Annotated in this window: 10 protein-coding genes and 1 pseudogene; 8 read left to right on the forward strand and 3 right to left on the reverse strand. The window is 55.0% G+C overall.

The window, feature by feature from the left end; all coding sequences use genetic code 11:
- Positions 1–23: 23 nt before the first annotated feature.
- Positions 24–365: pseudogene (rnpA, locus tag B7E11_RS04710) on the reverse strand (ribonuclease P protein component); the annotation flags it as partial.
- Positions 366–469: 104 nt separating this feature from the next.
- Entirely contained in the window at positions 470–604 is a 135-nt protein-coding gene (gene rpmH / locus B7E11_RS04715; protein WP_019004989.1) for a 50S ribosomal protein L34, read from the reverse strand.
- Positions 605–1,110: 506 nt separating this feature from the next.
- Here rpmH and dnaA point away from each other — a divergent pair.
- From dnaA to gyrB, 6 genes are all read left to right on the forward strand, one after another.
- Positions 1,111–2,460: a chromosomal replication initiator protein DnaA gene (dnaA, locus tag B7E11_RS04720; RefSeq protein ID WP_080832442.1), complete on the forward strand. Its 1,350-nt coding sequence runs from the start codon at positions 1,111–1,113 to the stop codon at positions 2,458–2,460.
- A 182-nt stretch (positions 2,461–2,642) separates the two neighbouring features.
- Positions 2,643–3,785: a DNA polymerase III subunit beta gene (gene dnaN / locus B7E11_RS04725; protein ID WP_080832443.1), complete on the forward strand. Its 1,143-nt coding sequence runs from the start codon at positions 2,643–2,645 to the stop codon at positions 3,783–3,785.
- A gap of 10 nt (positions 3,786–3,795) precedes the next feature.
- The gene (gene yaaA / locus B7E11_RS04730) at positions 3,796–4,011 is read left to right on the forward strand and encodes a S4 domain-containing protein YaaA (protein ID WP_080832444.1); all 216 of its coding nucleotides are present in this window, start codon (positions 3,796–3,798) and stop codon (positions 4,009–4,011) included.
- Between the two features lie 60 nt (positions 4,012–4,071).
- On the forward strand, positions 4,072–5,190 hold the full coding sequence (gene recF / locus B7E11_RS04735; RefSeq protein WP_080832445.1) for a DNA replication/repair protein RecF: 1,119 nt from the start codon (positions 4,072–4,074) through the stop codon (positions 5,188–5,190).
- Between the two features lie 27 nt (positions 5,191–5,217).
- Positions 5,218–5,466, forward strand: a complete 249-nt coding sequence (remB, locus tag B7E11_RS04740; RefSeq protein WP_080832446.1) for an extracellular matrix regulator RemB — start codon at positions 5,218–5,220, stop codon at positions 5,464–5,466.
- Between the two features lie 84 nt (positions 5,467–5,550).
- Positions 5,551–7,461 (forward strand): DNA topoisomerase (ATP-hydrolyzing) subunit B, encoded by a 1,911-nt coding sequence (gene gyrB, locus B7E11_RS04745; protein WP_080832447.1) that lies wholly within the window; start codon positions 5,551–5,553, stop codon positions 7,459–7,461.
- Positions 7,462–7,555: 94 nt separating this feature from the next.
- On the opposite strand, the gene B7E11_RS04750 is transcribed toward gyrB, so the two are convergent.
- Positions 7,556–8,332 (reverse strand): YheC/YheD family protein, encoded by a 777-nt coding sequence (locus B7E11_RS04750; RefSeq protein ID WP_080832448.1) that lies wholly within the window; start codon positions 8,330–8,332, stop codon positions 7,556–7,558.
- Between the two features lie 115 nt (positions 8,333–8,447).
- On the opposite strand from B7E11_RS04750, the gene gyrA reads away from it, so the two are divergent.
- Positions 8,448–10,916 carry a DNA gyrase subunit A gene (gyrA, locus tag B7E11_RS04755; protein ID WP_080832449.1) on the forward strand — a complete coding sequence of 823 codons (2,469 nt, stop codon included), beginning with the start codon at positions 8,448–8,450 and terminating at the stop codon, positions 10,914–10,916.
- Between the two features lie 29 nt (positions 10,917–10,945).
- Positions 10,946–12,007, forward strand: coding sequence for an HD-GYP domain-containing protein (locus B7E11_RS04760; protein WP_080832450.1), 1,062 nt, complete (start codon positions 10,946–10,948; stop codon positions 12,005–12,007).
- Positions 12,008–12,424 lie beyond the last annotated feature (417 nt).

Genomic DNA, 12,424 nt, shown 5'->3' on the forward strand with positions numbered 1-12,424 from the left:
TTAGGCGATTTCTCGGGAGGAACGGAACCTTTCGTCAAACCCGCTTTTCGCAGCACGTGCAGGATGCTTTTTTCCATTTCCCAATAAGAGAGAGAAAGCGCCGGTTTGCGAACGATAAGGATGAGGTCGTGGCCTTCGTTCAACTTGTGCGCATTGCGCCGAACGATTTCCTTGATCATTCTGCGAAGCCGGTTGCGAACGACCGCGCCCCCCAGCTTGCCGCTGGCGGAAATGCCCAGGCGGAATTGCTCCGTCTCCGGGAACTTGCGCCAGTAGACGACAAACTGCGAGTTGGCAAACGATCGTCCGTGCCGGTATATTCGGTTGAAATCCTCCCTGTTCCGCAGCCGCAGTTTTCTTTGCATCCTTCAACGCTCCATTGCCCGTCATTCTTTTTCTCGCGAAAGCATCCTCATCCAGTATCGTCCGGATATAAAGAAAAAAGACCACCTCACGTGGTCTTTATCGATTAAGCGGACAGCACTTTCCGTCCCTTTTGACGGCGAGCTTTCAGAACTTTACGTCCGTTCTTCGTGCTCATGCGCTTGCGGAAACCGTGAACTTTCTTCCGCTTGCTTACATTCGGTTTAAATGTCGGACCCACCGTTCAATACCCCCTAACTTGAAAACTCAGGTCTTTCTATTAAAGCACAGCGCCTTCCGATTGTCAAACCAAAAAAACGGCGCCAAGTTATCCCTATCTCTATATAGAAAGAACGCGTTAATCGAAAATAATTATGCACATGTGAATAAAAGAAACGAAAAAGACGGTCTTTGCGACTGTTTGTCGAATTATCTCACAATTTATCAACAATATCTTGTGTTGTGCACAGAATTCATCCACAAGTTATTGAATTTGTGGATAACGTCCGCAAATTCGTTGAATTCCGCGGGTTGATCTGCTATGATTAGTTCGATATTTTTCCGTGGATAACCGAATTTAACCTCAAAATTATCAACAGATTGTGTATAACATTGTGAACAACATCCCCTTCTTATGGACATCTATATAAAGAATTCAGGGAATTTTGTGGATAACTTGTCGATCTCGCCTTTTTTTCGACATTTCCTCTCCCTCGTCCGCCTGTTGGGTTAAAGGAGTGACTTCATGTGGACAACCGAAGCAGCGAGATCTGGCAGCAAGTATTGTCGGTCATTCAAACCAAGCTGAGCAAACCTAGCTACGATACGTGGTTCAAGGCAACGAAAGCGACGTTCCTGGACGAAGGCACCGTTATCGTTACCGCTCCTACGACGTTCGCGGTCGAATGGCTGGAAACCCGCTATACGAAGCTGGTCGTCTCGACGCTTTCCGAATACTTGGGAACTCCCGTGGAAGTGAGATTCGCCATCGAGGAGAACCGACCGACCGAGCCGCCGGCTCCGTTTCTTCAAGCTCCCGTAGTCAAACCTGCGGTTGCCGAAGAGAACGTCTCGATGCTGAATCCGAAATATTTGTTCGACACGTTCGTCATCGGGGCGGGCAACCGGTTCGCGCACGCCGCTTCGCTCGCCGTCGCCGAAGCGCCGGCGAAAGCGTACAATCCGCTGTTCCTTTACGGGGGCGTGGGCTTGGGCAAAACGCATCTGATGCATGCGATCGGGCACTATATTTTGGAACACAATCCTCATATGAAGGTTCTGTACCTGTCGTCCGAGAAGTTCACGAACGAATTCATCAACGCGATCCGCGACAACCGCGGAGAAAGCTTCCGCAACAAGTACCGGAGCATCGACGTGCTGCTGATCGACGACATCCAGTTTCTCGCGGGCAAGGACGGGACGCAGGAGGAATTTTTCCATACGTTTAACGCACTGCATGAAGAACATAAGCAAATCGTCATCTCCAGCGACCGGACGCCCAAAGAAATTCCGACGCTCGAAGAGCGGCTTCGCTCCAGGTTCGAATGGGGATTGATCACCGACATCCAGCCGCCGGATCTCGAGACGCGCATCGCCATCCTCCGGAAGAAGGCGAAAGCCGAAAACCTCGACATTCCGAACGAAGCGATGGTCTATATCGCCAACATGATCGATTCAAACATTCGCGAGCTGGAAGGCGCGCTCATCCGCATCGTCGCATACTCGTCCCTGACCAATCAGGACGTCACGACGCATTTGGCCGCGGAAGCGCTCAAAGACATTTTGCCCAACGGACGCAACCGGATGATCACGATCCAGGATATTCAGCAGCGGGTAGGCGAATTTTACGGGCTCAAGCTGGAGGATTTCAAAGCGCGAAAACGGACGAAAGCCGTCGCGTTTCCCCGTCAGATCGCCATGTATTTGTCGCGGGAGCTGACGGACTACTCCTTGCCGAAAATCGGCGAAGCGTTCGGCGGGCGGGACCATACGACCGTCATCCATGCCCACGAGAAAATAACCGGACAACTGAAAGTCGACCCGGAGCTTTACAAAATCGTGCAGAACCTGACGGAGAAAATCAAAAACCTGTCCTGATTCGGCAACAAGAACCAAAAAACGCAGTGGAAAAACCGGAAGCCTGTACACAAAGCATACACATGTGGATAGGCTCCGTTTTCGCGTTTTTTCGACTTATCCACATATTCACGCCGCCTACTACTACGGCCTTAATGATTTTATAAAACAGCTACTTTAAAACTGAACGACGAGGTGCGCCCATGAAACTGACCATATCACGCCACGAATTGAACGAAGCGGTGCAGCAGACAGTCAAAGCCGTCTCGTCCCGCACGACGATTCCGATTCTGAGCGGCATTAAAATCGACGCCAACGAGCGGGGAATCACCCTTACCGCCAGTGACACCGATATTTCGATCCAAAGTTACATCCCGGCCGAAACTCCGGAAAAAAGCGTAGCCGTCATCTCCAAAAGCGGCAGCGTCGTGCTTCCCGCCAAGTTTTTTTCCGAAATCGTCCGCAAGCTTCCGCATGAGGAAGTCAATATCGACGTCGGAGACCGGTTCCAGACGGTCATCCATTCCGGAACGAGCGAAATTCAAATCGTCGGCATGGATCCGGAGGAATTCCCGGTTCTTCCAAATCTGGAAGAAGACAAAGTGTTCAGCGTTCCCGGCGATCTGCTTCGATCGATGATTCGCCAGACCGTGTTTGCCGTCACGACGAACGAATCGACGCCCGTGCTGACCGGCGTGCTGTGGAGCCTTCAGGACGGAGTTTTCAAATTTCTCGCGACCGACCGTCACCGGCTGGCGACGGCTTCCATCCAGGTCGAAACCGATTCGGACATCCGCTTCGCCAATGTCGTCATTTCCGGGAAGACGCTGGGCGAATTGTCCAAAATCATTCCCGACCAGATCACGCTGGTCGACATCGTTGTCGCCGAAAGCCAGGTGCAGTTCAAACTCGGAAATGTGTTATTCTATTCCCGGATGCTGGACGGGACGTTTCCGGACACTACAAAGATTATTCCGACCAGCTACAAAACAGAACTCGTTCTGCCGACGCGGGTGCTCAGCGACGCGCTCGACCGGGCCTATTTGCTGTCGCGGGAGGAAAAAACGAACATCGTTCGCCTGTCGACGACGGAAAACGGCGGCGTCGAAATTTCGTCCAGCTCCTCCGAGCTCGGACGGATGCAGGAGCAGCTGGAAACGACCGAATTGACCGGGGATCCGGTGCGCATCGCGTTCAACTCGAAATATATGCTCGACGTGCTCAAAGTAACGGACAGCGAGCAGCTTTTTATCGGCTTTACGGGATCGATGAGCCCGATCATCATCAAACCGCGGGAACACGATAACGCCTTGCATCTTATTCTTCCGTACCGGACCACGAATTGAGGCGGCGAACATGAAAGAAATTTCGATTCGGACCGAATACATTACGCTCGGACAGCTGCTGAAGCTGGGCGATTGCGTCGGAACGGGCGGAGAAGTCAAATGGTTCGTCAAGGAGACGCCCATCCGGGTCAACGGAGAAGCGGAAAACCGCAGGGGACGCAAGCTCGTTCCGGGCGATAAAGTCGAGGTGGAAGGCTTCGGCACGTTCGTCGTGAGGTCCATTTGAGTTGAGGCGGAATCGCGCGGGTTGCGTCGTCTCCCGGATTCCGAGGAAAGGAAACAAGGCATGCAATTGAATCGGCTCACTTTGCAGGGCTACCGGAATTACGAGCGGCTTTCGCTGAATACGAGCGCGGGCGTGAACATTTTAGTGGGGCCGAACGCCCAAGGGAAAACGAATTTGCTCGAAGCGATCCACGTGCTGGCGCTGACCAAATCCCACCGCACGTCCAAGGACAAGGAACTGATCGGCTGGAACCAGCCGTTCGCGCGCATCCGCGCGGAGCTGACCCGCAAATACGGGGACATCTCGATGGAACTGCAGCTGTCCCCGCAAGGAAAGCGAGCGAAAGTGAACGAGCTCGAGCAGCGCAAGCTGAGCGGGTTCGTCGGCACGATCAACGTCGTGCTGTTCGCGCCGGAGGATCTCGATATCGTCAAGGGAGCGCCGGGAGTGCGCCGCCGATTCATGGACATGGAAATCGGCCAGGTGCATCCCGGCTATTTGTACGATCTGCAGCAATATCAGAAGATCATGCAGCAGCGGAACAACTACCTGAAATCGACCGATCTCGCCCGCGCTTCGCAAGCGATGCTCGACGTCTGGAACGAGCAGCTCGCGGCCTCAGGTGTTAAAATGATGCAAAAAAGGAAAACCTTTATTCATAAGCTTCAAGGATGGGCCGAGAAGATCCATCGCGGAATTACGGGCGGAGGCGAACTCCTGACGGTGGAATACCGGCCGTCGTTCGGGGGCTCGGAAGACGGCGCTTCGCAAGATGAAGCTTACTTATTCGAGCAATTTATGTTAAAGTTAACACAAGGCAAAGAACAGGAATTCCGCCGCGGCATGACGCTTGCAGGACCTCATCGGGACGACCTGGCTTTTTTCATTAACGGCAAGGACGTTCAATCGTTCGGGTCGCAAGGGCAGCAGCGGACGGCGGCCTTGTCGCTCAAGCTGGCCGAACTGGAGCTGATGCGGGAGGAGATCGGGGAATATCCGCTCCTCCTGCTCGACGACGTTCTGTCGGAATTGGACCAACAGCGGCAAACTCACCTGATCGAGACGTTTCAGAGCCGGGTGCAAACGTTCATTACGACGACCGGCCTGGAAAGCGTGAATATGAACCGGCTCCATGACGCGGCCGTCTACGAAGTCCGCAACGGGGAGATCGTGAGCTGAAACGAACTTTGCAACGGGAGGCGCGGCATGTACATCCATCTCGGCGGAGAGAAGATTATCCGTACGTCGCAGCTTGTGGCCATTTTCGATATTTCCATCGAGCAGTCTTCCAAGTTGTCTAGGCAATTCGTAACGAACGCCCGCAAAAACCGCGAGGTGGAGACGATCGGGGAAGAAGAGCCGAAATCGATCGTCGTTACGGAAGAGAAAGTCTATTATTCGCCTATTTCATCGTCAACGTTGAAAAAAAGGGCTCATCTATTACTCGATTTATAGCGGGGAGACTGCGGCGCATAGGCGCCGTTTCGCCTGTCGGTGCCATAATCGCGTTTACGAAAGAAGGCGGTGGAGGGTTTGTCCGTGAATACGCAACAGAATACGTATGACGAAAGTCAGATTCAGGTCTTGGAAGGTTTGGAAGCCGTCCGCAAGCGTCCGGGCATGTACATCGGCTCGACGAGCGGCAAAGGGCTGCACCATCTCGTGTGGGAAGTCGTCGACAACAGCATCGACGAGGCGCTCGCCGGCTATTGCAGCCGGATCGATATCATCGTACACGAAGACAACAGCATCACGGTTATCGATAACGGCCGGGGCATTCCGGTAGGCGAACATCCGAAACTGAAAAAGTCGACGCTCGAAGTCGTCATGACCGTTTTGCATGCCGGCGGGAAATTCGGCGGCGAAGGGTACAAAGTATCCGGCGGCTTGCACGGCGTCGGGGTTTCGGTCGTCAACGCCTTGTCCGAGCATGTGACCGTTCAAGTCAAACGCGACGGCCACGTCTACAAGCAGGAATATCGCCGCGGGGCGCCGCAATACGACGTGGTCATCGCGGGCGATACCGACGAGACCGGGACGCAAACCCGTTTCAAACCGGATCCGGAAATTTTCACGGAAACGACCGAATACGACTACGATACGTTGGTTGGACGGATTCGCGAACTGGCGTTCCTGAACAAGGGAATCGAGCTCAACATCAAGGACGAAAGAACGGGCAAAAGCGATACCTTCAAGTACGACGGAGGCATCAAGGAGTTCGTCCTCTATTTGAACCGGACCCGGGAAGCGCTGCACGAGCAGCCGATTTACGTCGAAGGCAGCAAGGATTACATCCAATGCGAAATCGCGATGCAGTACAACGACGGATACACGGAAAATATTTATTCGTTCGCGAATAACATCAATACGCACGAGGGCGGGACGCACGAATCCGGCTTCAAGAGCGCTCTTACCCGCATTATCAACGACTATGCGCGCAAATCGGGCATGGTCAAGGAGAGCGAAGGGAACTTGACCGGCGACGACGTGCGGGAGGGACTCACCGCGATCATCTCCGTCAAAATTCCGGACCCGCAGTTCGAAGGCCAAACGAAGACAAAGCTTGGCAACAGCGAAGTGCGCGGCATCGTGGAATCGCTGTTCGCGGACAAGCTGCTGGAGTTCATGAACGAAAATCCGTCGATCGCGCGGAAAGTCGTCGAAAAATCGCTTCAGGCGTCGCGCGCCCGCGAGGCCGCGCGCAAGGCGCGCGAGCTGACCCGGCGCAAAAGCGCGCTCGAGGTCAGCAGCCTGCCCGGCAAGCTGGCGGATTGTTCGTCCAAGGACGCGTCGATCAGCGAGCTGTATATCGTCGAAGGCGACTCCGCGGGCGGCTCGGCCAAATCCGGCCGGGATCGGAATTTCCAGGCGATCCTGCCGCTGCGGGGCAAAATTTTGAACGTCGAAAAGGCGCGGCTGGACCGCATTCTTTCCAACATGGAAATTCGCGCGATCATTACGGCGCTCGGAACGGGCATCGCCGAAGACTTCGACATTGCGAAGGCGCGGTATCACAAGATCATCATCATGACCGACGCCGACGTCGACGGAGCGCACATCCGCACGCTATTGCTGACCTTCTTCTACCGCTACATGCGGGAGCTGATCGAGGCGGGCTATGTCTATATCGCGCAGCCGCCGCTGTTCAAGATCGAGCGGAACAAAGTCGTTCGCTACGCGCAAAACGAAGCCGAGCGCGACCGGATTATCGCCGAGTTCGGCGAAGGCGCCAAGGTGAACGTCCAACGGTACAAAGGTCTCGGCGAAATGAACGCGGATCAGCTGTGGGACACGACGATGGACCCCGAAACCCGAACGATGCTGCAAGTCCGCATCGAGGAAGCGATGAAGGCCGACGAGCTGTTCGACATGCTGATGGGCGACAACGTCGAGCCGCGCCGGGAATTCATCCAGCAGTACGGCAATCTGGTGAAAGATCTCGATATTTAATCCGCCGCGATTTCAGGGTTGTTCACCCGCCATTGCACCGTACCCGAGCAGGCCGTTTTAAGCTCGGCGTTGCGGCAACGGCGGGTGTTTGATTTCAACTGCCGCTGCGGTTGCGCCGAAAGCGCCCGTAAGCGTTGGCATAGCGATAAATGCGGCGGAAAATCGCCGAATTCGGCAGCTTCCGGAAAATATACGGATCAGGCAAGGTGTTGACCTCGAGAATCCACGGTTTCAGATTCCGGTCGACGGCGATATCGATGCCGATTTCCTTGATTCCGGGAAAGCTGCGTTCGAGCGTGACGGCGATTTTTTTGCCCAGCCCTTTCAGTTTGTCCTGAAAAGCGTTTAATTTTTCGCCGCTGCCAAGATAGCCGCCCATCAGCTTTTCGAACGGGTAAAGCGTTCCGCCGCTGTGATAGTTGGTCACGATTTTGCGGGGATGGGCAAGGCGGCCGATAATGCCGGTCGCTTCCCATTCCTTCGCCGGGTTGATCTGGACCATCACGCGCAAATCGAACCGGCGCTTATTGAACTTTAGCAGCTCGATGCCCTGTTGGGAGATGTAGCGCCTGCGAAGCTTGACGCGAAGAAGCTTCGCATACATTCCTTCGAACGTGCGGAAGCGGTATTTTCGCTCGCCGGATTGCAGGGAATAAGGGAGCAGCAGATCCGGGTTTCGTTCCAAGCGGATAACGCCCTTGCCGAAAGTGCCGTTCACCGGTTTCACGTAAATCATGCCGTATTTGTGCAGCATGTCATGGACCGTATTCCGGTTGAATTCGCGGGTTTCGGGGATGGAGTCTTTCAATTCGGGGTTAGCCAGCAGCGCAACGGTTTTGGCCCGTTTACTTTGAACGCGGCGGATCGGCATCGGGCTTCATCCAACCTTTCCCGTAGACATTATGCTATAATAAATTCATTCATCCTTTTTACTTTATGACGATTGTACGGTTGGTGTTCGTTGGTAACAAAGAAGGAGGATCCACATGTCGGAAGAGCAACGCTCCCAAGTTCGGGACCGCGATATCGGTCTTGAAATGCGGGAATCGTTTTTGAGTTATGCCATGAGCACGATCGTATCCCGCGCCCTGCCCGACGTTCGGGACGGTTTGAAGCCCGTGCACCGGCGCATTTTGTACGGAATGTCGGAAATGGGCGTTACGCCGGACAAGCCGTTCAAGAAGTCGGCCCGGGTCGTCGGCGACGTCATGGGGAAATACCATCCGCACGGCGACTCGGCGCTTTACGAAGCGATGGTCCGGATGGCGCAAGATTTCTCCATGCGGTATATGCTGGTCGAAGGCCAGGGGAATTTCGGTTCCGTCGACGGCGACGCCGCGGCCGCCATGCGGTACACGGAATCGCGCCTGTCGAAGATCGCGATGGAAATGCTGCGCGACATCAACAAGGAAACCGTCAACTTCGTTCCGAACTACGACGGCGAGGAAGTGGAGCCCGAAGTGCTTCCGGCGCGGATTCCGAACCTTCTGGTCAACGGTACGACGGGGATTGCCGTCGGGATGGCCACGAACATTCCTCCGCACAATCTGACCGAAGTGATCGAGGGGGTCCAGGCGCTTATCCATAATCCGGATCTGACGGCTCTGGATTTGATGGAATATATCAAGGGACCCGATTTCCCGACATCCGGCATTATTTTGGGCCGGGAAGGGATCCGTTCGGCATACGCGACGGGAAGGGGTTCCATTACGATCCGCGCGCGGGCGGTCATCGAGGAGACGAACGGCAAGGCCCGGATTATCGTCACCGAAATTCCGTACCAGGTCAACAAGGCGCGCCTCGTCGAGAAGATCGCCGAACTCGTCCGCGAGAAGAGGATTGACGGGATTACCGATTTGCGCGACGAATCGGACCGTACCGGGATGCGGATCGTCATCGAGCTCCGCCGGGACGTCAATCCGAGCGTCGTGCTGAACAATCTCTATAAGCACACGTCCATGCAGTCGTCGTTCGGCATCAATATGCTCGCGATCGTGAACAAAGAGCCGAAAGTGCTGAACCTGCGCGAGGTGTTGGGCTACTATCTGAAGCACCAGATCGAAGTCATTCGCAGGCGGACCGAGTACGACCTCAAAAAGGCGGAAGCCCGCGCGCATATTCTCGAAGGTTTGCGCATCGCGCTCGACCATCTCGACGAAGTCATCGCCTTGATCCGCTCTTCCCGTTCCGACGAGGAGGCCCGCAACGGGCTGATCGAGCGCTTTGGGCTGTCGTTCGACCAGGCCCAAGCGATTCTCGACATGCGTCTGCGCCGGCTGACCGGCTTGGAACGCGAGAAGATCGAAGAGGAATACAACGAATTGCTGCAAAAAATCGCCGAATACAAGGCCATTCTCGGAGACGAGCAGCTGGTGCTGGGCATCATTCACGACGAGCTGGAAGAAATCAAGCTCAAATTCGGCGACGAGCGCCGCACGGAAATTACGGCCAGCGACAACGAAATCCTCGACGAGGACTTGATTCCGCGCGACGAAGTGGTTATCACGATGACCCATACCGGGTACATCAAACGTTTGCCGGTTTCCACGTACCGCAGCCAGAAGCGTGGCGGAAGAGGCGTCGTCGGGATGGATACGAAGGACGACGATTTCATCGAGCATCTGTTCGTATCCAACACGCACCACTACTTGCTGTTCTTTACGAACCGCGGACGGGTGTTCCGGCTTAAAGCGTACGAAATCCCGGATTTGAGCCGAACCGCCCGGGGGACGCCGGTCATTAACCTCATTCAGATCGAGCAGGGCGAGACGATCAACTTCGTCATTCCGGTCGAGTCGATGGAACCGAACCGCTACCTGTTCTTCGCCACCCGGAACGGGATCGTGAAGAAGACGCCGCTGGACGATTACGCCAACATCCGCAAAGTCGGGCTGATTGCCATTTCCTTGCGCGAAGACGACGATCTGATCGGCGTCAAGCTCACCGACGGCAAACAGGAAATCGTCATGGGCACGGCGCAGGGCATGTCCATACGCTTCTCCGAGCAGGACGTCCGCGCCATGGGCCGCTCGGCTACCGGGGTCAAAGGCATCCAGCTCGACGAGAACGACAGCGTCATCGACATGGATGTCGTCGATCCGGAGCGGGATGTGCTGATCGTGACGGCCAAAGGCTACGGCAAACGGACGCCGATGACCGAATACCGCACGCAGACGCGCGGCGGGAAAGGGATCAAGACGCTGAACGTCACGGACAAGAACGGCTCGATCGTCAGCCTGAAGGTCGTCCAGGACGATGAGGATTTAATGATCATCACCACCAACGGAACGTTGATTCGGATGAGCATGTCCGGCATCAACACGATGGGACGCATCACGCAGGGCGTCAAGCTCATCAACGTGAAGGAAGACGAGTCGGTCGCTACCGTCGCTCGTGCGCCAAGCAGCGCGGACGACGAAGATAACGCGCAAGAAGCAAGCGAAGACAGCGAGTAATCCAGCGAATTGTTCAGGGGGGAAGCGTCATGCCGGTATTGCCCGTGGCGCAGGTGCAGGAAGGCGACTGCCTGACCTCGGACGTGATCACGTCTTTGGGCAGCTTATTGCTGCCTGAAGGCCGGATTTTGTCCGATCGCGATTTGGAGATATTGCAGGCTTTTCTAATACCGAACGTAGAGGTTCGCCGCAACGGTTTGATCGAAACGACGGAGAAATCCGAAGAGAACGTTCCGGAGAGCGAAGTTCAGCCGCTTCAGCAGAAATTTCTGGAGATGGAAAAGCTGCTGAAGCATTCGTTCGACAGGACGGGGCCGGGAGATAAGCTGCCGGTACTGGAACTTCGGAAAACCCTCCTTGAGCTCATCGATCGCATCGAAGAGTATAACGTATTGACGTTCGTTCCCGTTCAGGATGGAAGTCCTGTCGAACGATGGATTCGCAACAGCGTTCTATGCGCCCTGACTTCGTACAAGCTCGCCAAATGGTGCAAGCTGCCGGAAAAGGACTGGACGCAAATCGCGCTTGCCGGGCTGCTGCACGATATCGGGAACGTCCGGATCGACCCGGCGATTTTTCATAAGCCGACCCGGTTGACGCCTGCGGAAATTCAGGAGATGCGGCAGCACACGGTGTACGGATTCCGCCTTCTCGAGGGCGTTCCTTCCTTGAGCCAAGGGGTAGCCCTGGCCGCGCTGCAGCATCATGAGCGATTGGACGGCAGCGGGTATCCGATGAAGCTTTCCGGGGACAAAATCCACCAATACGCCAAAATCGTGGCGATCGCGGACATGTATCATGCGATGACGACCACGCGCAATGAACGGAAAGGCCAGTCGCCCTATTTGGTGCTGGAGGAGCTTCAGTCCGAGTCGTTCGGCAAGCTGGATCCGTTGTTCGTGCGTACGTTCATCGACCGGGCAACTCATTTTCACAACGGGATGCTGGTTCAGCTTAACGATAACCGCGTAGGCGAAATCGTATTTACCGACGTCCAAAATCCGACGCGGCCAATGATCTCGATCTATGGGGAAATCGTGAATTTAAGCAAGCAGCGGGATCTGTACATTTGCGCGATCTATTCCGCCTGACCGGCTAACTGCCGGACGAAGCGCGAAACCGGAGCGAAGACCGATGGCGGTCGGGCTCCGGTTTTCGTTTATTATTTCGATATCTCGCGCAATATATTGATCTTGAACGGCGCGAACCCACCATCCTCCGAAAGCGATCCGTTGCCAAGGCGGAAGATCGTCCGTTCAAGGCAGAGAAAACGGAAAGCGGCGGGCCATTTGCATGGGGAAATCTGTCAGTTAAAAAAAGCGAAAAAAACAGTTGCATAGGCGATTCAAACGTGATATATTATTTAAGTCGCCGCTGAACGGGCGACGCGAAAGCGAAGGCCTTCGGGCTAACGCGATTGCTCCTTGAAAACTGAACATCGAGCGTAATTGGAAACAAGTCGAATGCAGGCTTTGAGCCTGTGCGAGACAAACCAGCAATAACTTTTT

The sequence above is a fragment of the Cohnella massiliensis genome, assembly GCF_900169535.1.
GTDB lineage: Bacteria > Bacillota > Bacilli > Paenibacillales > Paenibacillaceae > Cohnella > Cohnella algarum.

Bases quoted from the DNA above. Each gene is read 5' to 3' on its own strand.
- dnaN (WP_080832443.1), top strand. From the start codon at position 2,643: ATGAAACTGACCATATCACGCCACGAATTGAACGAAGCGGTGCAGCAG.
- yaaA (WP_080832444.1), top strand. From the start codon at position 3,796: ATGAAAGAAATTTCGATTCGGACCGAATACATTACGCTCGGACAGCTG.
- recF (WP_080832445.1), top strand. From the start codon at position 4,072: ATGCAATTGAATCGGCTCACTTTGCAGGGCTACCGGAATTACGAGCGG.
- remB (WP_080832446.1), top strand. From the start codon at position 5,218: ATGTACATCCATCTCGGCGGAGAGAAGATTATCCGTACGTCGCAGCTT.
- B7E11_RS04750 (WP_080832448.1), bottom strand. From the start codon at position 8,332: ATGCCGATCCGCCGCGTTCAAAGTAAACGGGCCAAAACCGTTGCGCTG.
- gyrA (WP_080832449.1), top strand. From the start codon at position 8,448: ATGTCGGAAGAGCAACGCTCCCAAGTTCGGGACCGCGATATCGGTCTT.
- B7E11_RS04760 (WP_080832450.1), top strand. From the start codon at position 10,946: ATGCCGGTATTGCCCGTGGCGCAGGTGCAGGAAGGCGACTGCCTGACC.